Annotated in this window: 15 protein-coding genes, 3 tRNA genes and 1 other RNA gene; 11 read left to right on the top strand and 8 right to left on the bottom strand. The window is 71.3% G+C overall.

What is annotated here, in order from left to right; genetic code table 11:
* Both H6A23_RS10665 and rnpB read right to left on the bottom strand, forming a co-directional pair.
* On the bottom strand, positions 1-655 hold a 655-nt coding region (locus tag H6A23_RS10665), incomplete at its 3' end, for a radical SAM protein (RefSeq protein WP_353653066.1).
* A 107-nt stretch (positions 656-762) separates the two neighbouring features.
* Positions 763-1,124, bottom strand: an RNA gene (gene rnpB / locus H6A23_RS10660) — RNase P RNA component class A.
* Between the two features lie 200 nt (positions 1,125-1,324).
* Between rnpB and H6A23_RS10655 the strand changes: the two genes are divergently transcribed.
* Together H6A23_RS10655 and H6A23_RS10650 are read left to right on the top strand one after the other, a co-directional pair.
* A complete protein-coding gene (locus H6A23_RS10655) occupies positions 1,325-1,786 on the top strand; it encodes a PTS sugar transporter subunit IIA (protein ID WP_204832153.1) in 462 nt (153 codons plus the stop codon).
* Positions 1,783-2,445, top strand: a complete 663-nt coding sequence (locus tag H6A23_RS10650) for an IMPACT family protein (RefSeq protein WP_204832152.1) — start codon at positions 1,783-1,785, stop codon at positions 2,443-2,445. The genes H6A23_RS10655 and H6A23_RS10650 overlap by 4 nt, the downstream gene beginning before the upstream one ends.
* 246 nt (positions 2,446-2,691) lie before the next feature.
* On the opposite strand, the gene H6A23_RS10645 is transcribed toward H6A23_RS10650, so the two are convergent.
* Positions 2,692-4,134, bottom strand: coding sequence for an aminopeptidase C (locus tag H6A23_RS10645; protein WP_204832151.1), 1,443 nt, complete (start codon positions 4,132-4,134; stop codon positions 2,692-2,694).
* Positions 4,135-4,148: 14 nt separating this feature from the next.
* Positions 4,149-5,507 carry an aminopeptidase C gene (locus tag H6A23_RS10640; RefSeq protein ID WP_204832150.1) on the bottom strand — a complete coding sequence of 453 codons (1,359 nt, stop codon included), beginning with the start codon at positions 5,505-5,507 and terminating at the stop codon, positions 4,149-4,151.
* Positions 5,508-5,786: 279 nt separating this feature from the next.
* Between H6A23_RS10640 and H6A23_RS10635 the strand changes: the two genes are divergently transcribed.
* The 4 genes from H6A23_RS10635 (at position 5,787) to H6A23_RS10620 (ending at position 7,569) form a co-directional block, all read left to right on the top strand.
* Positions 5,787-7,187, top strand: coding sequence for a CCA tRNA nucleotidyltransferase (locus H6A23_RS10635; protein ID WP_204832149.1), 1,401 nt, complete (start codon positions 5,787-5,789; stop codon positions 7,185-7,187).
* A gap of 122 nt (positions 7,188-7,309) precedes the next feature.
* Positions 7,310-7,383 (top strand) — tRNA-Gln (locus H6A23_RS10630).
* Positions 7,384-7,412: 29 nt separating this feature from the next.
* Positions 7,413-7,489 (top strand) — tRNA-Glu (locus H6A23_RS10625).
* 3 nt (positions 7,490-7,492) lie between these two features.
* Positions 7,493-7,569 (top strand) — tRNA-Glu (locus H6A23_RS10620).
* 369 nt (positions 7,570-7,938) lie between these two features.
* Here the strand turns inward: H6A23_RS10620 and sdaAA are convergent.
* Positions 7,939-9,546 carry an L-serine ammonia-lyase, iron-sulfur-dependent, subunit alpha gene (gene sdaAA, locus H6A23_RS10615; RefSeq protein ID WP_204832148.1) on the bottom strand — a complete coding sequence of 536 codons (1,608 nt, stop codon included), beginning with the start codon at positions 9,544-9,546 and terminating at the stop codon, positions 7,939-7,941.
* Between the two features lie 221 nt (positions 9,547-9,767).
* Here sdaAA and H6A23_RS10610 point away from each other — a divergent pair, with 221 nt between their 5' ends.
* The 3 genes from H6A23_RS10610 (at position 9,768) to pcp (ending at position 12,224) form a co-directional block, all read left to right on the top strand.
* On the top strand, positions 9,768-10,532 hold the full coding sequence (locus H6A23_RS10610; protein WP_204832147.1) for a 5-oxoproline transporter, DUF969 family subunit: 765 nt from the start codon (positions 9,768-9,770) through the stop codon (positions 10,530-10,532).
* Positions 10,532-11,488, top strand: a complete 957-nt coding sequence (locus H6A23_RS10605) for a DUF979 domain-containing protein (protein WP_286165960.1) — start codon at positions 10,532-10,534, stop codon at positions 11,486-11,488. Before H6A23_RS10610 ends, H6A23_RS10605 begins: the two co-directional genes overlap by 1 nt.
* A gap of 91 nt (positions 11,489-11,579) precedes the next feature.
* The gene (pcp, locus tag H6A23_RS10600) at positions 11,580-12,224 is read left to right on the top strand and encodes a pyroglutamyl-peptidase I (RefSeq protein ID WP_204832145.1); all 645 of its coding nucleotides are present in this window, start codon (positions 11,580-11,582) and stop codon (positions 12,222-12,224) included.
* 116 nt (positions 12,225-12,340) lie between these two features.
* Here the strand turns inward: pcp and gltX are convergent, their stop codons facing one another.
* From gltX to H6A23_RS10585, 3 genes are all read right to left on the bottom strand, one after another.
* On the bottom strand, positions 12,341-13,819 hold the full coding sequence (gltX, locus tag H6A23_RS10595) for a glutamate--tRNA ligase (RefSeq protein ID WP_204832144.1): 1,479 nt from the start codon (positions 13,817-13,819) through the stop codon (positions 12,341-12,343).
* A 417-nt stretch (positions 13,820-14,236) separates the two neighbouring features.
* The gene (locus H6A23_RS10590) at positions 14,237-16,462 is read right to left on the bottom strand and encodes a YhgE/Pip domain-containing protein (RefSeq protein WP_204832143.1); all 2,226 of its coding nucleotides are present in this window, start codon (positions 16,460-16,462) and stop codon (positions 14,237-14,239) included.
* Positions 16,459-19,053 carry a YhgE/Pip domain-containing protein gene (locus H6A23_RS10585; RefSeq protein WP_204832142.1) on the bottom strand — a complete coding sequence of 865 codons (2,595 nt, stop codon included), beginning with the start codon at positions 19,051-19,053 and terminating at the stop codon, positions 16,459-16,461. The genes H6A23_RS10590 and H6A23_RS10585 overlap by 4 nt, the downstream gene beginning before the upstream one ends.
* Positions 19,054-19,384: 331 nt before the next feature.
* On the opposite strand from H6A23_RS10585, the gene H6A23_RS10580 reads away from it, so the two are divergent.
* On the top strand, positions 19,385-20,020 hold the full coding sequence (locus tag H6A23_RS10580) for a TetR/AcrR family transcriptional regulator (protein ID WP_204832141.1): 636 nt from the start codon (positions 19,385-19,387) through the stop codon (positions 20,018-20,020).
* A 378-nt stretch (positions 20,021-20,398) separates the two neighbouring features.
* Positions 20,399-21,682 carry a methionine adenosyltransferase gene (metK, locus tag H6A23_RS10575; RefSeq protein WP_204832140.1) on the top strand — a complete coding sequence of 428 codons (1,284 nt, stop codon included), beginning with the start codon at positions 20,399-20,401 and terminating at the stop codon, positions 21,680-21,682.
* Positions 21,683-21,819: the final 137 nt, after the last annotated feature.

The raw sequence follows: 21,819 nt of genomic DNA, 5'->3' as shown, positions 1-21,819 counted from the left end.
CCATGGCGCAGATCCGCTCGCGGCGCGCACCGCCGTCCGCGAGCAGGCGCCGCTCCTCGTCCGCGCGCCGCGAGCGGATCTGCGCCATGGGGCGCAGCACGGCGTCGCGGCTCTTCTCGGGGCAGAGCGCCTCGAGGGAGGTCGCGCTCGGGAGCTCTATGTTCACCGAGAGGCGGTCCGCCAGCCGCCCGAGCGCGTCCACGAGCTCGGGCGACGTCCCGGGGATGACCTTGGCGTGCACGTAGCCGTTGAAGCGCAGGCCCTCGCGCAAGATGCGCAGGCAGGCGACCATGCGCTCCGTCGTGGCGTCGGCCGTGCCCAGGACGCCGGAGGAGAGGAAGAGCCCCTCCACGTAGTTCCTCTTGTAGAAGTCCACCGTGAGCTCGGCGAGCTCGCGCGGGGCGAACGTGGCCCGCGCGCAGGAGGCCGAGCTGCGGTTGACGCAGTAGGCGCAGTCGTGGGCGCAGGCGTTGGAGAGCAGGACCTTGAGCAGGGTCACGCAGCGCCCGTCCGGCGTGAAGGCGTGGCAGCAGCCGGCCGGCTGCGTGGCGCCGAGCGTGCCCTGGCGCGGGGCGCGCATCGCCCCCGACGAGGTGCAGGCCGCGTCGTAGCGCGCGGCCTCCGCGAGTATGCCGAGCTTGTCGAGCGTGTCCATCCGGCCCCCTTCTCCCGAACGTCTGTTTGAGAGTAGGGTAGCACAGGGGCCGGACACATGTTCTGATTCTGGGAGGCGCGACGCCGTCGGCGCGCTTGGCGCGCAGCACGCGAGGTGGGCCTGTAAGCCGGGTTCTGTCGTGGGCGGCCATTTATCTACTGCGGTCGTCACCGACCGCCTCTAGCGCGCAACCCGAGCGCAGTGCGGGCCACACCATGGCGCTCCTATTTGCGTTTGCTCCGGATGGGGCTTGCCAAGCCGCCGCGTTGCCGCGACGCTGGTGGTCTCTTACACCACCGTTTCAGCTTTTCCCTTAACGCCCGAGGGCGCCAGTGGGAGTCTTCTTTTCTGCGGCGCTTTCCGTCGGGTTACCCCGCCCGGCCGTTAGCCGGCATCCTGCCCTGTGGAGCCCGGACTTTCCTCATGGCATCTCGCTGCCGAGAAGCCCCGCGGTCGCCTGGCCCACCTCGCGTTCGATGATTCTAGCATGACTCGGGCGGTTTTCTGTGGACATGAGGTGGACTACAATACATTGGGTCTGGGCGCGGGCGCGCCGCCAGGCGGCACGCCTTCGACGAAAGGTTTCAGCACGTGGGTCTGCTCCAAGCCATAGGCGCCGGTCGCGCCGCAAAGCCCTCGCCAGTCAGAGCGTCGGACGACCCCGGGGTCGTGAGCGCGCCCGTCTCGGGCCGCGTCGTCTCGCTCGAGCGGGTGGGGGACCCGGTCTTTGCCCAGGGCATGCTCGGGACCGGGGTGGGCATCAGGCCGTGCGGGGAGGCGGACGGCCCCGCCGTGGCGTTCTCCCCGGTCTCGGGCACGGTCATGGCCGACGTCAAGACGCGCCACGCCCTGCTCGTGAGGACGGAGTCCGGGGCCGAGGTGCTCCTGCACGTGGGCGTGGACTCCGTGCGCCTGTGCGGGAGGGGCTTTCGCCTCTTCGTGGGCAAGGGGGACCAGGTGCGCGCCGGGGACCCCGCGATCTCCTTCGACCGCGGGCTGCTGGCGGACAGTGGGATCGACGACACGGTGATCGTCACCGTCACCAACTCCGACGCGTTCTCGCGGGTCTCGTCCGCCGCCGACGACACGCTCGTCGCCGCCGGCAGCGCGCTCCTGCGCACGGCCCGATGACGCTCGGTGAGGGCTCGGCGCCCGGGGGCTACCGGACGCTGCGCGCGGGCGTCGAGGTCGCGGGCGAGGTCGAGGACCGGCGCAGCCGCTTCATCGCGCAGCTTGCCCGCGTGGGGGGAGAGAGGGACGCGGAGGCCTTCATCGCCGAGGTGCGCTCCCGCCACCACGACGCCCGGCACAACGTCCCCGCGTGGATCCTTTCGGACGGCCGGGAGCGCTGCTCGGACGACGGCGAGCCCAGCCGCACCTCCGGCATGCCCACCCTCGAGGTCCTGCGCGGCGCCGGCCTCGCCGACGTCTGCTGCGTGGTCACGCGCTACTTCGGGGGCACGCTCCTCGGGCCCGGCGGGCTCGTGCGCGCCTACACGGCCGCCGCGCAGGCCGCCGTCGCCGCCGCCGAGCGGGACGGCGCCATCGTGGAGATGACGCTCGTGACCCCGGTGGCCGTGCAGCTCCCCTACGCCCTCTACGACCGCGTGGCGCGGCTCGTCTCCGACTGCGGCGGCAAGGTGGCGGACCAGCTCTTCGCCGAGGACGTGCAGCTCTCCTGCGTCTTTCGCGCCGGGGACGAGGGGCGCTTCCTCGCGACCGCCCGCGAGCTCGCCAACGGCGAGGACCTGGCGCGCGCAGGCGAGCCCCGCTTCGCGGAGTTCGCCTAAAAGGGGACAGGCCCCTTTTAGGCGCCTTTTAGACCCCGCGTCCTTCTCGCCGCGCAATCGCGGCTTTCCGGACATTCGAGTTTACGCATGCGCCGAGAACGCGTAACGCCGGATCTGTGGTCGCATTTGCCACAAAATCCGGCGTTACGTATTCGACGGTTTGAACTTTTGGACGCGTAGCTCAAGAAGTCCGGCAAATTGAGCTTACGCATGCTGGCGAGAAGGACCCGTGCTGGCGAGAAGAGCCTACAGCCGGGGCGCCATCGCCAGGCCGACGGTGGTCCAGGGGTCGACCTCCTCGACGGGCGCGTTGTCCCAGAGGTCGAGGACGTCTGCCGGCACGAACTCGCGCCGCACGACAACCTCGCCGCCGTAGGTGCGGAACCACTCGGCGCTCGCCACGAGGTAGCCCTTCTTGCAGGCATCCTCGCCCCAGCTGTTCTCGATCCGCCAGGCCACGGGGCGCCCGTCGTCGCCGAGCTCGACGCCCTGGAACGTCATGGCGTGGGTGTTGCGCGTCTCGTGCGCGTCGATCATCTCGGCGCGGCCCATGGAGAGGTCCACGCCGAAGAGGCCCTCGTAGTCCATCGTGTCGCACGCGAGCACGCCGGGGAAGTCCTCGATGTGCCGCGGGAACTGCTGCGCCACGTCGCAGGCCATCTCGCAGGGCACGCCCGCGGAGAGCGACGCCACGGCGGCGTCCTCGAGCACCTCGACGCCCACGTTGAGCATCCTGAGCGGCCGCCCGCCGGCCATGGTGTCCGAGAAGCGCCGGTGGAACGCGTGGCCGAAGGGGCGGCTCTCGCCGGGCATGTGCACGAGCTGCACGTAGTCGTCCGGGTCGAAGGGCACGTAGCGCTCGGCGAACTCGCGGGGCGTGATGCCGCGGTCCACGAGCAGGCGCCGCGTCTTGCCGTCCGCCGCCGGGCCGCCCTCCTGCTCCACGAGCTTGGAGGCGTGCACGCGGCACTTCTCGCCCACGGGGAGCTCGACGTCGATCGTGGCGGGCGGCTCGCCGAGGCAGACGCACAGCACGCGGTGGCAGTCGGCGACCATGCCCTCCTTGGCGGAGCGCAGCTCGCCCGTGCCGGCGCCTGCCGCCGCCCTGCGCCTCAGCTCCATCGCGCTCTTGCGGAAGAGGCGCTCGAGCTGGGCGTTCATCTGGTCGGCGTCCTTGGTGCAGGCGCTCTCGGGCATGGCGTCCTTGGGCACGAGGCCCCACTTCTTGATGATGTTCATCGCGGCGGGGTAGTAGTTGCCGTCGCCCATCGAGTGCTCAAGCAGGCCGGAGACCTCGCGGGAGTCCAGCGGCAGCGCGGCGGTCTCGATGACGTACTCGAGGCCCACGTTGAACTTCTCGAGCTTGTCGTAGAAGAAGCCGAAGGCCTGGGAGAACTCGAAGTCGTCCACGTCGAGGAGCTCCATCGTGGCCGCGCGGGCCACGTTGAAGGCGGAGAACATCCAGCAGCGGCCGGAGTGGCGCTGGTTGGTGACCTTGCCCGTGCGCACGCGGCTCACGCGGAACGTGTCGTGGTAGGTGCGCAGGCGCGAGACGTCGCGCGCGACGGCGTGGACGTTCATCGAGGTCACGGCGTTTCTCGCCACGCGGTTGGCGCGGTCTGCCGAGAAGGACGCGGCGAGCTCGTCGGAGGTTGCGGGCGCGATGGCGCCGGCGGAGTAGTCGGTCATGTCAGATGCCTCCCTTAGCGGACGCGCGCGAGCGAGCCCATGGGGTCCCACGGCGCGAGCACGCGGGGCTCCTCGGTCTCGTAGGCGGCGCGCTCCTCGTCCGTCAGGTGCTTCTTGTCAACGACGACCTGATAGACGTACTCGTCGAACCACGCGTCGGAGAGGGTGTCAAAGCCGTCGCGGCCATGGTCCTTGCCCCAGCTGTTCTCCACCTTCCAGAGCGTGGGGCGTCCGCCCTTGTCCAGGTTCACGCCCTCGAGGACCATGGCGTGGGTCATGAGCGACTCGCCGTAGTCCAGGCGCTCGGCGCGGTCCATGCAGCCCTCCACCGGGAAGCCGAGAAGGCCGTCCACGTCGAGCGCGGCGGTGTCCATGATGCCCTCCTCGCGCAGGTAGCTCTGGCCCACGTCGCAGCCAAACCACACGGGCAGGTCCTCGCGCAGCTGCGCGATCGCGCACTCCTTGAGGCGCTCGATGGGGAGGTTGAGGTAGCGCACGCCGCCGTCCTCCACCACGTTGCCCAGGCGGCTCACGGTGTAGGTGTGGCCGAAGGGCTTGTCGGCGGTGGGGGCGGAGATGAGGCTCACGTAGTCGTCCACGTCCATGCCCACGGCCTCGTCGAAGAACGCGCCGGGCGTGAAGGTGCCGGAGAGCGCCAGCTTGCCGTCCTTGTCGCGCAGGCGCACGTCAAAGCTCGCGGGCGGCTCGCCGAGGCAGGTCACGAGGAGGTGGTAGACGTCGCCCATCATCTCCTTCTTCATGGCCGCGAGGTCGCCCGCGCCGACGCCGGCCGCGTGGCTCTCGCGCAGGCGCCTGGCGCCGCCGCGCAGGTAGCGCGTGAGGTAGGAGTCCATCTCGCGGGTGTTGCGCGAGCAGGCGGTCTCGGGCATGGCCTCCTTGGGGACCACGCCGTACTTCCTGACGAGGCTCTTGAACATGTCCCACTGACCGCCGTCGCCCACGGGGTCGGCGAGCAGATAGCTCACGAGGCGGCCGTCCAGCGGCTCGTCCAGCGTGTCGAGGACGTTCTCGAAGAACCAGTTGCTCTTCTCGAGCTTGTCCCAGAAGAGGGGATAGGCCTGGCTGAGCTCGAAGGTCTTGAGGTTGTACCTCTTGATGACGCGGTAGCGCATGGTGTTCAGGCTCGCGAACATCCAGCAGCGGCCCGAGTGCTCCTGGTTGCAGCGCTCGCCCTGCGTGACCTCCACGTCGAAGGTCAGGGCGTTTCTCGCCACGCCCTCGGGCACGCGCGCGGCGGCACGGATGCCGACGGAGCTCACGGCGTTCTTGGCGACCACGTTGGCGCGCTCGGAGAAGAACTCCTCGCGGGCGCAGGCGAGGTCGTCGGCGGTGACGGATGCCATCTCGTCCATGGTGCGGTACCTCCCGTTCGTTTGTTCGGATTGGACCAGCATCGAGCATAGCACTCGGACGCCGGCACCGCTGCAGCGGGGCGGCACTCCGGGTGCGTACACCCCGGGGCCGGGTACGTACGCGATTCGAGGTCTGATATCGTCTCCCCTGCGGAAAATCCGCAGGTGGGCGCGGTGGCGAGAAGAACATCAGGTCTGAAACCTCGTACGCACCCGGGCGGGGCGCGTCCGGCCGAGCTGCTAGAATGTGGCGAGAAGGACCGCGGGCGGAGGGGGCATATGGGCACGGACGTCGAGAGTCGCCTGGCGCGCGAGCTGCCCGGCTATGCCTGGCGCGTGGTCGGCGCGCTCGAGGCGGCCGGCTACGAGGCGTGGGTCGTCGGCGGCTGGGTGCGCGACGCCCTGCTCGGCCGGCCGGGACATGACGTCGACGTGACGACCTCGGCCCCCTGGCAGGAGACGGCCCGCGTGCTGCGCGCGGCCGGGATCGCCGTGCACGAGACCGGCACCGCCCACGGCACGGTCACGGCCGTCGTGGACGGACGGCCCGTGGAGACCACCACCTACCGCGTGGAGGGCGGCTACTCCGACCGCCGCCACCCGGACGAGGTGCGCTTTGTCACGGACGTGCGCGAGGACCTCGCCCGGCGCGACTTCACCGTCAACGCGATGGCGTTCCACCCGGAGCGCGGCCTGCTCGACCCCTTTGGCGGCGAGAGGGACCTCGCGGCGCGCGTCATCCGCGCGGTGGGCACGCCGCGCAGGCGCCTCGAGGAGGACGCCCTGCGCGTGCTGCGGGCCGTGCGCTTCGCCTGCCGGCTTGACGCCGCGATCGAGTCCGCCACGCAGGCGGCGCTCGAGGCGTGCGCGCCCGAGCTCTCCCAGATCGCGCACGAGCGCATCGGCCAGGAGCTCGACGGGATCCTCGCCACGGGGCGAGCCGCCTGGGCGCTGCGCCACGAGTTCGCCGTGCTCGCCGCGGCCGTGCCCGAGCTCGCGCCGATGGCGGGCTTCGACCAGAGGAGCCCCTATCACGCCCACGACGTGCTCGAGCACACGGCGCGCGTCTGCGCGGGCGTGGAGGAGTTCGCCGGGGGCCGCCCGCTGCCCGCGCTGCGCTGGGCGGCGCTCCTGCACGACGTGGCCAAGCCGGCCTGCTGGAGCGAGGACGTCTCGGGGCGCGGCCACTTCTTCGGCCACCCCGGGGAGGGCGCCCGCGTGGCGCGCCGCGTGATGGGGCGGCTGGCGGTGCCCGGGGAGGTGACCCGCGCTGCGGCGGCGCTCGTGCTGCTCCACGACTTTGAGATCCGCGCGACGGCCCCCTCCATGCGCCGGATGCTCTCCGAGCTGGAGGCGGCGGCGCCGGGGCAGGCGCGGCCGCTGGCCTTCGCGCTTCTTGACCTCAAGCGCGCCGACGCGGTGGCCAAGGCCCCTGCGTGCATGGGCTACGCGGTGGAGCTCGACGCCATGACGGCGACCCTGCGCGCGGAGCTCTCCGCCGGGGCGGTGTGGCGCGTGCGCGACCTGGCCGTGGGCGGGGCGGACGTGATCCGGGAGCGCGGGGTGGAGCCCGGGCCCGGCGTGGGCATGGTGCTCGCGCAGCTGCTCGAGGCCGTCAAGGCGGGGGAGGTCCCCAACAGGCGCGACGACCTTCTCGCCTGGCTTCGGTGGGATGCCTAAAAGGGGACAGGCCCCTTTTAGGCAAGTTTCCATGCACAACTTCTCCAAAATTCTCGCTTGCATGACGCAGAGGGATGCCGTATAGTGTTTCTCCGCGCTGAGAGGCGCACGAAGTGGCAAATTGGGACTTCGTCTAGTGGTAGGACAGCGGATTCTGGTTCCGTCAACGGGAGTTCGACTCTCTCAGTCCCAGCCATTTGCCGCTTGCCTCACAATCGCATATGTGGCCCGTTCGTCTAGCGGTTCAGGACGCCGCCCTCTCAAGGCGGAGATCACCAGTTCGAATCTGGTACGGGCTACCAAATGGCCCGTTCGTCTAGCGGTTCAGGACGCCGCCCTCTCAAGGCGGAGATCACCAGTTCGAATCTGGTACGGGCTACCAAACGTTCAGGGTCGGGCCTTTCGGGTCCGGCCCTTTTTCGTTGCGCCGAGGTCATGGGTCCCGTCGCGCCGAGCATGCCGTGGCGCACGGAAATCCCGCGTTCGAGGGGTGGTTCCGTGCCATGGGGCATGCTCGGGCGTTCTGTGCCGGGCGGCATGCTCGCGAGCTTCGCGCAGCGGGTTCTTCTCGCCAGCGGTGGCCTCGACCATGCCGTGGCGCACGCTTTCGCCGAGCATGCCCCAGCGCACGGAACCATGCCGAAATCGGGCGCGTCCGCGCCAGGGGGCATGCTCGCCGGAGAAGTTGAGGGGGCGTCGGGACGGCGTCGAGAAGAGTGGGCGAGAAGAACCTCGCGCCCCGCCTCGCCGGCTATCGCCCGCAGGCCCCGCACGCCGCGCAGGCGGCCTGGGCCGTGGGGGTTGCGGCAAGGCCGCCGCGCGCGGTCTCGCGCAGGCGCGAGGGCAGGGCGTGGCCGACCTCGGCCATGGCGGCCACGACCTCGTCGAACGGCACGAGCGAGCGCACGCCGGAGAGCGCGAGCTGCGCCGAGGAGATGGCGGCCGCGACGCCGATGGCGTTTCTCGCCTGGCAGGGCACCTCGACGAGGCCCCCCACCGGGTCGCAGACGAGCCCCAGCAGGTTGGAGATCGCAAGCGAGGCCGCGCAGAGCGCCTGCTCGGGCGTGCCGTCGAGGAGCTCCACCACGGCCGCGGCCGCCATCGCGGCGGCCGAGCCCACCTCGGCCTGGCAGCCGCCCTCGGCGCCGGCCACGCACGCGTGCGTCTGGATGTTGAGGCCCACGGCGGCGGCGCACCAGAGGGCGGAGGCCACGGCGTCGTCGTCCGCGCCGATGGCGTCCGCGACGGCCAGAACACTGCCCGGCACCACGCCCGCGGACCCGGCCGTGGGGGCGGCCACGATGACGCCCATCGCGGCGGAGCGCTCGAGTACGGCCATCGCGCGCGCCACGGCGTCGGTCTGCACGGGCCCCATGAGCGAGCCCGCCCAGCGCGCGGCGCCGGCGTCCAGAAGCTTGGCCTCGCCGCCGATGAAGCCGCCGAGCGAGCGGGCCGGCGCGGCGATGGGCGCCGCGGTCTCCTCGCGCATGACCTCGATCACGCGGCGCATGGAGGCCTCGGCGCGCTCCTCTCCCGTGAGTCCGCGCTCGCGCAGCGCCATCACGCCGCCGATGGAGAGCCCTCGCTCGGCGCAGGCGGCCAGCAGCTGCGCGCCGTCGTCGAAGAGCTCGGCCGCCGTGACGCCGGGGGAGACCGTGGAGGCCGAGCCCGGGACCGAGATGAAGGTGGCGAAGCTCACGTCGCGGATGCGGCGGATCATGGGCAGCACCGAGTCGTCCGGCGCGCCGTCCGTCTCGAAGACCGAGTACGCGCGCCCGCCCTGCTCGGTGCGGTACGTGCGGCAGAAGGCGATGTTGACCTCGGCCATCGCAAGCAGGTGCGTGAGGGAGGCGAGGATGCCGGGGGCGTCTTTGTGCGAGACGAAGAGCGTGGCGTAGGCGCCCGTGATGTCCACGCCCACGCCGTTGATGCGGCTGATGCGCATCTTGCCGCCGCCGAGGCTCTCGCCGCGGACCTGGCAGCGCGCGCCGGACTCGCCCTCGAGGTCGATGTCGACGGTGTTGGGGTGGACGGAGGTGTCGTCGCCGGCCTCGACGAACTCGAAGGCCAGGCCCGCCTCGCGCGCGAGGTCGAAGGCGTCGCGGATGCGCTCGTCGTCGGTGTCCAGCCCGAGCACGCCGGCCACGAGCGCGCGGTCGGTGCCGTGGCCGCGGTAGGTGTGCGCGAAGGAGTTCCACAGCGTGAAGCGCACGCGGGCGACGCGCCCGCCCATGAGCGATGCCGCCACGCGGGCGCAGCGCAGGGCTCCTGCCGTGTGGGACGAGGAGGGCCCCACCATGACGGGGCCGAGCACCTCGAAGGCCGAGGTCGTGGCGAGGGTCTGCGGCTGTGCTGCCATGGGGCTCCTTCCGGGGGCGCGTGCGTTGGTGACTAGCATAGCGCGGCGGGGCGCGTTGTCATCCGAGGCCGCCGCGGGCGAGAGGGGCCCGCGGCGGTCCCGGATACCCAACGCCGCCCGCGCGGGTCCGTGATGTTTCCGTTTGCGCACGTTCTTCTCGCCGCGAGCGATGCTTGGATACGATAACCAAGTTGGATTGTCTATCTTAGAAGGAGGACCCGATGGATCCCGCAGAGCTCCTCAAGCTCCTGGGAATCGTCATCGTCGTCGTGGGCTTCGCGCTGAAGCTCGACTCCATCCTCATCATCATGGTGGCCGCCGTCGCGACCGCCGTGGTGGGCGGCATGGACCCGGTGGCGTTCCTGGACACCCTCGGCACGAGCTTCGTCTCCAACCGCAGTATGTGCATCTTCATCATGACGTTCGTGATCACGGGCACGCTCGAGAGAAACGGCCTGCGTCAGGCAGCGGCGGCGCTCATCCAGAAGCTCAAGAACGCCTCGGCGGGCATCATCGTCTCCGCCTACGGCGTCGTGCGCGTGCTCTTTGCGGCCTTCAACGTCAACTTCGGCGGCGTGGCCGGCTTCATCCGCCCGGTCGTCATGCCGATGGAGCAGGCCGCCGTGGAGCGCGACGGCAAGAAGATCGACGAGAAGCACCTCGAGGAGCTCAAGGGCATCTCGGCGGGCATCGACAACGTGGCGTGGTTCTTCGGGCAGGTGCTCTTCATCGGCGGGTCCGGCGGCCTGCTCGTCCAGGGCACGCTTGCCGGCCTCGGCTACGACGTCAACCTCGCCGACCTCGCCGCCGTGCAGATTCCGGTCGCCATCGTCGCGATGGTCGTTGCCGTCATCTACTACAACGTGATCGACCGCCGGCTCATGAAGCGCCGCGCGCGCGTCATCAAGGCGACCGGGTCGTCCACCTACGAGGACCCCGCGGCCGGCGAGGACGGCGCGTCGGAGAAGGGCGGTGAGGACGCATGATGGAGTTCCTCCAGTTCTTCCAGAGCGCCGACGTCACGCTGTCCGACAAGCTCCTCGAGGTCGTCTACATCCTCATCGGCCTCGTGGCGTTCTACGCGGGCGTCCGCAACGCCATGGACCAGTCCAACGAGAAGCGCATGGGCACGGCCCTCTTCTGGTGCGTGCTCGGCATCCTGTTCATCGTGGGCCGCTGGATCCCCACCACCGTGGCGGGCGTCATGGTGGTCATCATGGTGCTGCCGCCCATCCTGCAGCAGGTCGGCCGCGGCTCCGGCGGCGCGCCCACGCAGGACGAGATGCAGGGGAACTACGAGAAGATCGGCATGAAGATCTTCGTCCCCGCCCTCTCTCTCGGCGTGATGGCCCTCGTCTTTGCCCTGTTCACCAACATCAGCTCGCTCGTGGGCCTCACCTTCGGCGTCGTGGTGGGCGGCATCCTGCTCATGGCCTTCTCGCGCAAGAACACCCCGCGCGTCTTCCTCGACGACACGCGCCGCATGCTCGACACCGTGGGCCCGCTCTCGATGCTTCCCGTCCTTCTCGCCGCGCTCGGCTCGATCTTCACCGCCGCCGGCGTGGGCGACGTGATCTCCACGCTCGTCTCGGGCATCATCCCCGAGGGCAACGCCGTCGTGGGCATCATCGTCTACGCGATCGGCATGGCCGTCTTCACCATGGTCATGGGCAACGCGTATGGCGCCATCACGGTCATGACCGTGGGCATTGGCGCGCCGTTCGTGCTCTCGCTCGGCGCGGACCCGGCCCTCATCGGCTCGGTGGCGCTCACCTGCGGCTTCTGCGGCACGCTCATGACGCCCATGGCCGCGAACTTCAACATCGTTCCGGTGGCAATCCTCGAGATGAAGGACTCTTACGGCGTCATCAAGAAGCAGGTGCCGATTGCCCTCATCATGCTCGTCGTGCAGATTGTCTACATGATCGTCTTCGGCCTCTAACCTGACAAAGGTGACAGGGCAAATTGTCATCATGACAGTTGCCCCTGTCACCTTTGTCAGAACCTGTTTGATCCGGAAGGAAGCGATGCTCATGAAGGTACTGGTGACGGGCTTCGAGCCCTTTGACGGCGCGACCATCAACCCCGCGCTCGAGGCGGTCCGCCGCCTGCCGGCAAAGATCGCCGGCGCGGACGTGGTCACCGTCCAGATTCCCGTGGTGTTTGAGAAGGGCCCCGCCGCGGTGGACGCCGCCATCGAGGCCGAGCGGCCCGACGTGGTGCTCTGCATCGGTCAGGCGGGCGGTCGCAGCCACATGGCCGCCGAGTTCGTGGGCATCAACTTCGCGAACGCTCGCATCCCGGACAACGAGGGCAACCAGCCCGTCGGCCGCCTCGTGGAGGACGGCCCGGACGCCTACTTCTCGACCGTGCCGGTCTTCGCCATGGTCGACGCCGCGCGCGCCGCGGGCGTGCCGGCCTTCGTCTCCTACACGGCGGGCACCTTCTGCTGCAACGAGGTCCTCTACCGCCTGCTGCACACCCTCGCCACGAGCCACCCCGGCGTTCGCGGTGGCTTCGTGCACGTGCCGTTTGCCACCGAGCAGGTCACGTCCATGGGCGAGGGCACCGCGTCCATGAGCGTCGACATGATGGTCACGGGCCTCACGGCCATGATCGAGGCCGCGGTCACGGGGTCCGATGACGCCGTCGCGGCCGGCGAGGGCGCCGAGCAGTAGGCCCTCCCGCCCTGGCCGGGCGATAGCGTAGGCCAAGAAAAACGGACGGGCCCCGGACGCTCCCATGCGGGAACGCGTCCGGGGCCCGCCCGTTTTCACCGGAGGTTCAGGCCCGCCTACAGCGCCATCGCGCGGGCGCGGTCGATGCGGGCGAGGCAGTCATCGCGGCCGATGAGCGCCATCGTCTCGCCCAGCGGCGGCGACACCATGTTGCCGCAGACGGCCACGCGCACGGCCTGGAAGACCAGGCGCTTCTTCAGGTCGAGCGCCTCGGGCAGCGGCTCCAGCGCGGCGTCGATCGCGGCCGGCCCCCACTCCGGCAGCGCCGCGAGCGCCTCGCGCGCGGCGTCCAGCACCGCGCCCATGCCCTCCTTGGCGAGGCCCTTGGCGACGCTCTTCTCGTCATAGACGAGGGTCTCGGCCGTGGCGAAGACCGGGGCGGTCACCGTGACCACATCCGCGGGGAACTTGGTCCGCGGCTTCACGATGGCGGCGAGCGCGTCCACCCAGTCCTCGTCGGCCTCGAAGTCGCCGCCGATGACGCCGGCTTCGTGGAGCTCCGGCAGCATGACCTCGTCGGCGAACTGCTGATCGCTCATCGAGCGGATGTACTCCGCCTGGATCCAGTCGAGCTTCTTGGGGTCGAAGGTGGCCGGGTTCTTGGAGACGTGGTCGAGGCTGAACTCGCGCGCCAGCACGTCGCGCGGGATGATCGTGGTCTCGCCGTCGAGCGACCAGCCCAGAAGCGCCAGGTAGTTCACGAAGGCGTCGGAGAGGTAGCCCGCGTCGCGGTACTCCTCCACGTTGGTGGCACCGTGGCGCTTGGAGAGCTTCTTGCCGTCCGCGCCCAGGATCATGGAGATGTGCGCGAAGGTGGGCACGGGCGCGCCCAGGGCCTCGTAGACGATGACCTGGCGCGGGGTGTTGGAGAGGTGGTCGTCGCCGCGGATGACGTGGGTGATGCCCATGGCGGCGTCGTCCACCACGGTGGCGAAGTTGTAGGTCGGCGTGCCGTCGGTGCGCTGGATGACGAAGTCGTCGAGCTCGCGGGCGGCGAAGGTTACGTCGCCGTGGACGGCGTCGCGCACGATGACGTCGCCGCGGTCCTCGGGCACCTTGATGCGCAGGACGTAGGGCTCGCCGGCGTCGATGCGCGCCTGCGCCTCCTCGCGCGAGAGGTCGCGGCAGCGGCGCTGGTAGCCCTGGAACGGGTCCTTGCGCGCCTGGGCGGCCTCGCGGTCGGCGGCCAGCTGCTCGGGCGTGCAGAAGCACGGGTAGGCGCGTCCCTCGTCCCAGAGGCGACGTGCGGCGGCGCGGTACAGCTCGGCGCGCTCGGTCTGGAAGTAGGGGCCATAGTCGCCGCCCACCTCGGGGCCCTCGTCCCAGTCGAGGCCCAGCCAGCGCATGGCGCGCAGGATGATCTGGGTGTTCTCCTCGGTGGAGCGCGTGGGGTCGGTGTCGTCGATGCGCAGGATGAAGGTGCCGCCGTTCGCGCGGGCGAAGGCCCAGTTGTAGATCGCGGTGCGCGCGCCGCCCACGTGGAGCTTGCCGGTGGGGGAGGGCGCAAAGCGCACGCGCACGGGGGTGTCAGCCATGGGATTCCTCTCGGTGGAGCCGCTTGTCACATACGCACTCAGTATAGCGCGCCCCGCCATATCGCTGCAGCTCGTGCCTTTCCGGGAGACGGCGCTGCGGCCCCTTCCAAGGAGAGGGGGCCGATGCGAGCGCAATCAGGCCCTTGGTGCGAAACCCGGGGCCTTTTCTGCGCAATCAGCTCCTTGGTGCGAAGCCTTTTTCAGGCCATCTCGGTACTTCTGGCTGCCGGGAGCGCGCCCAGCCGGCAAAATGCCTGTTGCGCATCGACGGATACTCCGGGCATTCCCTAAAACCCTTCGCACCAAGGGGCCGGTTGCGCAAGGGCGCGCCGTTTTTTCGCACCAAGGGCCTGATTGCGCGGCCGAGGCGGGGCAAGAGCCCGTACGGGATGTCGCGCGGCCGGCGGTGCCCGGCGCTCACATGAGGCGGGTCTCCTCCAGGCGCTCCTCCAGGCGCTCGTTGAGGCGAATCACCGGGCGGCGGAGCACCAGGCCCAGGAGCAGGGCCGGAACGAGGTAGGCGAGAAGGACCGCCAGCTCGCGCCAGACGTCGCCCTCCCAGATGCCGAACATCGCCGCGCGCATGGCGTTCTCGCTGTGGACGAAGGGCAGCCACGCGTAGACGGCCTGGAAGGCGGGAGGCAGCATCTGGGGCGGGAAGGTGCCGCCCGACCCCGCCACCTGGACCACCATGAGCACCACGGCCACGGCTTTGCCCACGTCGCCGAAGGACGCCGTGAGCGAGAAGATCAGGTTCACGTACACGAGCGAGGACGCCAGGCACACGAGGAGGAACAGCCACGGGTGCTCGCACTGCACGCCCAGGTAGAAGAGGTCGCCCCCGCAGATGAGCGCCGCCTGGGCGAGCCCGACCGCGCAGAAGAGCAGAAGCCTCCCCACGTAGGCCTGCGCATGCGAGCAGCCGGTCTCGGAGAGCGCCTCGTCCGAGGGGGTGGCCCGCACGAGCGCGCAGAGCACGACGCCCCCGATCCAGATGGCGAGCGTGGTGTAGAAGGGGGCCATGGCCGACCCGTTGTTCTCCACGGGAAAGACGGCCGTGCGCTCCACATTGACCGGCGCCGCGACGAAGTCGGCGAGCTCGGTGGGGTCGGCGGCGAGCACGTTGCGGACCTGCGCGACGTCGCCGGAGGCTAGCGCCGCGGAGAGGCGCTCGCGCAGGTCGCCCAGCCGACCGGCGCTCTTCTCGATGGCGTCCGCCGTCTCGTCGAGCGAGGCCTGCGCGTCGCCGAGCGTGCCCTCGGCGCCCTGCGCGGCGTCGCGTGCGGAGGAGAGCGCCGCCGAGAGGCTCCCCTGCACGGCGTCCGCCTGCGCCGCGGCGTCGCCGACCTGCGTCGCGAGCTCCTCGAGCGTGCCGCGCACGTCGGCGTCGTAGGAGCCGCGCACCTCGTCGAGCGCCGCGCGCGCCTCGCCGATGAGCCCCGCGAGCTCCTGGCGCGCCGCCTCGGCGTCGGCCGTGCCCGCGTCGAGGTCGGCCATGGTGCGCTGGAGGCCCTGCGAGAGCTCGCGCATCTCCTCGGCCGCCTGCGTCGCGCGTTCGGCGAGCCCCTGCACGCGCTCGCGTGCCGCCGCCACCCGGTCGCGCGCGGCGCCCTCGGGGAGCATCCCCTCGAGCTGGCCCATGAGCGCGTCCTGCTCGCTGAGCGCGGACGCGAGCGCGTCGAGCGAGGTGGCCTGCCCGTCCGCTGTGGCCCGCGCGTCGTCGAGCAGGCCGCGGACGCGCGCCGACTGCGCCCCCGCCGCGGAGAGCGCGCCCTCGATGGCGTCGTCCACGCCGTCGAGGCCCGCCCCGGCGGACGCGAGCGCCCCCTCGACGGACGTCGCCGCGCCGTCGATCGCGGACCCCGCGCCCGCGAGCCCGGAGGCCGTCTCGCGCAGCGCGTCGCCCGCCCCGGCGGCGGGGGAGAGCGCCGACTCGGCCGCGTCCGCCCCGCTGCCGAGAAGCCCCCGCGTCGAGGCGAGCAGCTCGGAGTACCCATGCACGTCGTTGGCCGTGCCGGCGAGCGCGTCCTCCGCGTCGGCCACGGCCGATCCGAGCCGCGCGGCGAGCGAGGTGACGCCGTCGTCGTCGAGCGCGCGGGAGAGCTCGTCGAGCACGCCCGCGCCCACGCTCGCGACCGACCGCGCGAAGCTCGCGTCGATGTCCGCCTGCGCGGCGGACGACGCCTTGTCCGTCACGATCGTGGCGATGGCGTTCTCCTTCTCGTTCTGGTAGAAGCTCACCTGCGGCCGGGCGGAGTCCCCGGAGAGGACGCCCATCATGTCGCGCGAGAAGTCCTCCGGGATCACGATCGCGGCGAAGTACGCGCCGGAGCGCACGCCCTCGACGGCGTCGTCCGCGGAGGTGACCTCGTAGCCGATCGACTCGGACGCGCGCAGGTCGGACACCACGCGCTCGCCCATGTTGACCCTCATGGGAAGGAGGCTCCCCTCGTAGCCGGCATCCTCGTTGGCCACGGCCACGCGGAGGTTCCTCGTGTTGCCGTAGGGGTCCCAGCTGCCGGCGATGTTGAACCACGCGTAGAACGACGGCACGGCCACGATCCCCGCAAGCACGACGAGCGCGATCGCGCTCGAGACCGCGTGCCGCGCGTCGCGGCGCAGAAAGGCCCAGATCGCCCTCATCGCACATCGCCCCCTCTCATGTCCTCGACGAGCCTTACGAGCTCGTCGGTCCCCATCCGCGCCAGCTCGCCTCTGCGCGCGATCCGGTCGTGCGCGTACTCGACGCCGATGAGGTACGCGCTTGCGGCCACGAGCGAGAGCACCCACAGCACGAGCGGCGCGAACTTCGCGGGCGTCACGAAGAGCAGGGCGAGAAGGACCAGCGGCACGGCCAGCAGCGCCGCCACGCCCCGTCGCACGAGCCGCGGGTACGCGAGCTCGAAGCGCGCGGCCCGGGCGAGGAAGGCCTCCCGGTGGCCCGGGGAGGTGGCGAGCGCGTCCACGACGGACGCGAGGAGCCCCTCGTCCTTCTCGCCCCACGCGGCGGGGTGGTCGGCGATGAGGAGGTCCGTCCGGGCGAGGCTCCGGTCAAAGAGGGCGTTCACGCCCGCCAGCCGGCGGCGTGCTGCCACGCCGAGCAGCAGCGCCGGCAGTGCGAAGGCGAGAAGGACCAGCAGGTTGCGCGCGTAGTAGCCGTCATAGAAGCCCGCGACGGCCTCGCGCATGGCGTTGATGCCGTAGGTGAAGGGCAGCCACGGCCCGAGCGCGCGGAAGAAGTCGGGCTGCATCTGGATGGGGTAGAGCCCCGACGCGCCGGGGATCTGCAGGACCACGAGCAGCACGCCGAGGGCCTTCCCCACGTGCTTGAGGGCCGCCGCCAGCGCGTAGACGACGAACACGTAGACGAGCGAGGCTACCATCCCCGCCAGCACGAAGGCCGCGGGGCTGACGCACTGGATGCCGAGCGCCACGTCGCCCACGCAGCAGACGAGCGCCTGCACCTGCCCGAGCAGGGCGAGCAGCAGCCAGCGGCCGAAGAACGCCTGGGTGGGCGTCACCTCGGCCGCGTCGAGGTCCTCGCGGTCGACCTCGAGCTTGTAGACGGCCACGAGGACGAACCCGCCCACCCAGAGGGCGAGGTTGGTGTAGAAGGGCGCCACGCCCGAGCCGTAGTTGGCGACGGGGAAGACGGGCTCGTCCACCATCTCGACGGGCGAGCCGAGCGCCGAGCCCGCGGACGCGGGGTCGAGCGCGAGCAGGCCGCTCACGGCGGCGGAGTCGGAGGCCCCCGAAACGGCCGCGAGGTCGTCGGCGAGGCCGTCCGCGGTGCCTGCCGCGTCGCGCAGGCCCGAGGCGGCCCGGTCGAGCGTGGCGTCGCACTGGGCGAGAAGGGCGTCGAGCTGCGCGAGCGTGCCGTCCGCCTGGCCCGTCATCGGGCCGAGCGCGGAGACGCCGCCCGCCACGCGCCCGCCGGCGTCCGCGAGCTCGTCGAGCGCGGCGGAGAGCTGGGGCGAGGCGTCCTGCGCCACCTGGGAGCGGAGCCCCTCCAGCGAGGAGGCGCCCGCCTGCACGGCGTCGTTCACCTCCCCGGCGAGGCTGCCCATCGCGTCCGCCCCGGCGGCGACCTCCCGGGAGGCGGCCTCCAGCTCGTCGAGCTCGGAGGCCTGGTCGGCGGAGAGCCGCTCGAGGTCTGCGAGGGCGGAGCGCAGGTCCTCGACCACGCGGTCGCGAAGCTCGGCCGCCGCCCCGTCCGAGGGGCCGGCGGCGGAGAGCTCGTCCAGGGCGGATCCGAGCGTCCCCAGCATGCTGCCCACGGTGTCGTTGGCGGCGCGGATCTGCGAGATGGCCGCCTGCGCGCGCCCCTGCGCCCAGCCCACGTCCCCGGCTATGGCGCCGATGTCGTGGCTCGCGGTCGAGGAGAGGTCGGCGAGCGCGCCTGCGCCCGTCCCGAGCGCGGCGGAGAGGTCGCCCGCGAGGGTCCGCGCCCGCCCGCGCGCCTGACCGAGCGTCCCGAGCGCCGCGTCGAGGGACCCGGCGAGGGAGCTCGCGGCCCTGCCGGCCTCCGCCACGGCGGAGCGCGCGTCACCCACGGCCCCGCGCGCGGAGGCGACGTCGCCGCGCGCCGCCTCGAGCACGTCGGCGAGCCCGCCGAGGCGGCCGCCGACGTCGCGCAGGTCGGCCGCGGCGCCTTCGGACGCGGCGCCGGCGGCGTCCGTCGCTTCGCGCACGGCGCCCTGGAGCCGCTCGGTCACCGTCTCTCCCGCCACGCTGACGAACTCCTGCGCGATCTGGGTCTCGAGCGTGGTGGCGCCGGTGTCCGTGACCTTGGGCGCCACGGCGTTTGCCTTCTCGTTGACGTAGTAGCCCACGCGCGCGGGCTCGGTGCGCCCGTCGAGCACGCCCGCGAGCGTGGCGGTGAAGTCCTCGGGGATGACGAAGGCCGCGAAGTAGCGCCCCGAGCGCACGCCCTCGAGCGCGTCCTCCTCGCTGTCGACGAACGTCCAGCCCAGCTGGTCGTTCTCCTCGAGGCGCTGGCGGACCATGTCGCCCGCGTCCGTGGGGCCCATCCCGGGGACGTCCGCCCCCCGGTCGAGCTCGGCCACCGCCACGGGGACCGTGCCCGTGTTCTCGTACGGGTCCCAGTTGGCGAGGATGTTGAGCCACGCGTAGACGGAGGGTATGACGCAGACCCCCACGGCGATCACGACCGCGGCGGGGCTCGCGAGGAGCCTCCTCAGGTCGCGGGCGAATATTCGGATGACGGTGCGCATGCTTGGCGATCTCCTCTGGTCCTCCGGGCGGGTCTGTCCGGCCGGGTGACGGGTTTCGGACAAACGAGGCCGTTTCCGGGGCCCCGTCCGTCCAAAAACCGTCACTCGACCGTCGGGCGGGCTACCGGGCCCGCGGCTTCTCTTGTTTCCCGCCCGGTCGAAACTATACACGCGCGTCCAATATTTTTGAATCAAGCTCAAAAATAGCGCATGGATGGTAGGATGCTAGAGGGGGCAGTCCCCGGCGGACGGAGGAGGGGTACTCGCCTAAAAGGGGACGGGCCCCTTTTAGGCAGTGCGGCCCTAGCGGACGGAGGAGAAGGAGGTGCACATGGTCGTCAGGGGAGGCCGGGCGGAGGCGAGGACCCGCAAGAGCGCGGTGACGCGCGAGAAGATCATGGAGGCCGCGGCGGAGCTCATGGTGGAGCGCGGCGGCACGGACTTCCAGATGATGGAGGTCTCGGCCCGCTGCGAGATGTCGAAGGGCTCGCTCTACTACTACTTCGCCGACAAGGGCGAGCTCGTCCGCGCCGTGCTGGACCGCTCGGTCGAGGCGCTCGTCGACGCCGTGGAGCGCGTCGTGGCACAGGCCCCCTCGGCGGCCGACTCGATCCTCGGGCTCGTGCGCGCGCTCGCCGAGGCCCTGCGCCCCGGCGGCCCCCTCATGCTCGCGATGCTCGGCTCCGGGTCGGGCGCGACGGGCGCCGCGGCCGTGGAGGGTCCGCGGCTCGCGCGCGTCCTCGCCATCCTCACGGCCCAGCTCGAGCGCGCCAAGGGGGAGGGGCTCGTCCGCGAGGACGCCGACAGCCGCCTTGCCGCGGCCGCGGTGGCCGGCGCCTTCCTGGTCTTCGAGCACGTTGCCCCCGCCGGCGCGCCCGAGGGCGTGGAGGGGCTCGCCCGGAGGATCCTGGACCTCGCGCTCTCCGGCGTGGGCACGGAGCGCGGCCGCGCCGTCTTCCTCGGCTGACCCGCAGGCGGCCGCTGCGGCACGCCGCCGCCGTAGCCACGCCGCCGCCGTAGCCACGTTGCCGAGCATGCCCCCACGCACGGTTTCTCGCCTCCGGGGCCCGATTCCGTGCGCATGGGCATGCTGGCACATGCGGCATGCTCGCGGGCGGGGAGGGCACGTCCTTCTCGCCATCCGCGCCTGCCGAGCATGCCGTGGCGCACGGTTCCGCGCGGCGAGAAGGGCCGGCGAGAAGGGCCGGCGAGAAGGACGTGGACTTCCCGCGCCTTCGCCGCCATGCCCGCATGACCGCCGCGCCTGCGGGGTATCATCACTAGGCATTTGTATTGGGAGGGGCGGAATGGCAACGGCCGCCCCGAAAGCGGAAGAAGGACCGACATGTCGTCATCCCATCGTTCCACCTCGCCCCGCAGCTACCTCTTCACCTCGGAGAGCGTGACGGAGGGCCACCCGGATAAGATCTGCGACCAGGTCTCGGACGCCATCCTGGACGCGCTTCTCGCCAAGGAGGCCGAGCTCCAGGAGGCCGGCTACGTCTCGCCCTCGGGCGTGGCGGCCAACGTGGACAACGTCCGCTGCGCGTGCGAGACCTTCGTGACCACGGGCACCGTGATCATCGCCGGCGAGATTCGCACCGAGGCCTACCTCGACGTGCAGAAGATCGCCCGCGACGTCATCCGCCGCATCGGCTACACGCGCGCCAAGTTCGGCTTCGACGCCGACACCTGCGGCGTCCTCAACCTCATCCACGAGCAGAGCCCCGACATCGCCGCCGGCGTCGACGAGTCCTTCGACGCCCAGGCTGGCCGCACCACCGACCCCATCGACCTCGTGGGCGCGGGCGACCAGGGCATGATGTTCGGCTACGCTACCGACGAGACCCCCGTCCTCATGCCCATGCCGCACTACCTGGCAAGCCGCATGGCCGAGCGCCTCACGGAGGTCCGCAGGAACGGCCAGGTGCCCTACCTGCGCCCGGACGGCAAGACCCAGGTGACCGTCCGCTACGAGGACGACGTCCCCGTGGAGGTCACGGCCATCGTGGTCTCCACCCAGCACGACGCCTCCATCGAGGACATGGCCACCGTCAAGGCGGACATGGTCGACTACGTGATCGCGCCCGTGATGGACATGGTGGGCATCGAGTGGCACAACGCCGACGTCTACGTGAACCCCACCGGCCGCTTCGTGGTGGGCGGCCCCATGGGCGACACCGGCCTCACCGGCCGCAAGATCATCGTGGACACCTACGGCGGCATGGGCCGCCACGGCGGCGGCTGCTTCTCCGGCAAGGACTGCACCAAGGTGGACCGCTCGGCGGCCTACGCCGCGCGCTGGGTGGCCAAGAACGTGGTGGCCGCGGGCCTCGCGCACCGCTGCGAGGTGCAGCTGGCCTACGCCATCGGCGTCTCCCACCCGCTCTCCGTGATGGTTGACACCTTCGGCACCGGCTGCGTCGACGACGCGGTGGTCGAGGCGGCCGTGGAGAGGGTCTTCGACCTGCGCCCGGGCGCCATCATCCGCGACCTCGACCTGCGCCGCCCCATCTTCGAGAAGACCGCCGCCTACGGCCACTTCGGCCGCGAGCTGCCCGAGTTCACCTGGGAGCGCACGGACCGCGTGGACGAGCTCCGCGCCGCGGCGGGGGAGCTCGCGCGCTAGCGGGCGAGAAGAACGAGAGGCACGACGCCGCCGCGGGGCCGGGGGAGCGATTCCCCGGCCTCGTTCTCGTTGGTCGATGGCCGTGCCCCGGCCCAGGCGCCCCGCATGCTAAGATGCACGGGAGCCATCGCACGAAA

Source organism: Olsenella uli (assembly GCF_016900775.1).
GTDB classification, from domain to species: Bacteria; Actinomycetota; Coriobacteriia; order Coriobacteriales; family Atopobiaceae; genus Thermophilibacter; species Thermophilibacter uli_A.
Note: the sequence above shows the minus strand (reverse complement) of the source record. Positions and strands in the feature narration are given on the sequence as shown.

Bases quoted from the DNA above. Each gene is read 5' to 3' on its own strand.
- H6A23_RS10605 (WP_286165960.1), top strand. From the start codon at position 10,532: ATGGAGTTCCTCCAGTTCTTCCAGAGCGCCGACGTCACGCTGTCCGAC.
- sdaAA (WP_204832148.1), bottom strand. From the start codon at position 9,546: ATGGCAGCACAGCCGCAGACCCTCGCCACGACCTCGGCCTTCGAGGTG.
- gltX (WP_204832144.1), bottom strand. From the start codon at position 13,819: ATGGCTGACACCCCCGTGCGCGTGCGCTTTGCGCCCTCCCCCACCGGC.
- pcp (WP_204832145.1), top strand. From the start codon at position 11,580: ATGAAGGTACTGGTGACGGGCTTCGAGCCCTTTGACGGCGCGACCATC.
- H6A23_RS10635 (WP_204832149.1), top strand. From the start codon at position 5,787: ATGGGCACGGACGTCGAGAGTCGCCTGGCGCGCGAGCTGCCCGGCTAT.
- H6A23_RS10640 (WP_204832150.1), bottom strand. From the start codon at position 5,507: ATGGACGAGATGGCATCCGTCACCGCCGACGACCTCGCCTGCGCCCGC.
- H6A23_RS10650 (WP_204832152.1), top strand. From the start codon at position 1,783: ATGACGCTCGGTGAGGGCTCGGCGCCCGGGGGCTACCGGACGCTGCGC.
- H6A23_RS10590 (WP_204832143.1), bottom strand. From the start codon at position 16,462: ATGAGGGCGATCTGGGCCTTTCTGCGCCGCGACGCGCGGCACGCGGTC.
- H6A23_RS10645 (WP_204832151.1), bottom strand. From the start codon at position 4,134: ATGACCGACTACTCCGCCGGCGCCATCGCGCCCGCAACCTCCGACGAG.
- H6A23_RS10585 (WP_204832142.1), bottom strand. From the start codon at position 19,053: ATGCGCACCGTCATCCGAATATTCGCCCGCGACCTGAGGAGGCTCCTC.
- H6A23_RS10580 (WP_204832141.1), top strand. From the start codon at position 19,385: ATGGTCGTCAGGGGAGGCCGGGCGGAGGCGAGGACCCGCAAGAGCGCG.
- H6A23_RS10610 (WP_204832147.1), top strand. From the start codon at position 9,768: ATGGATCCCGCAGAGCTCCTCAAGCTCCTGGGAATCGTCATCGTCGTC.
- metK (WP_204832140.1), top strand. From the start codon at position 20,399: ATGTCGTCATCCCATCGTTCCACCTCGCCCCGCAGCTACCTCTTCACC.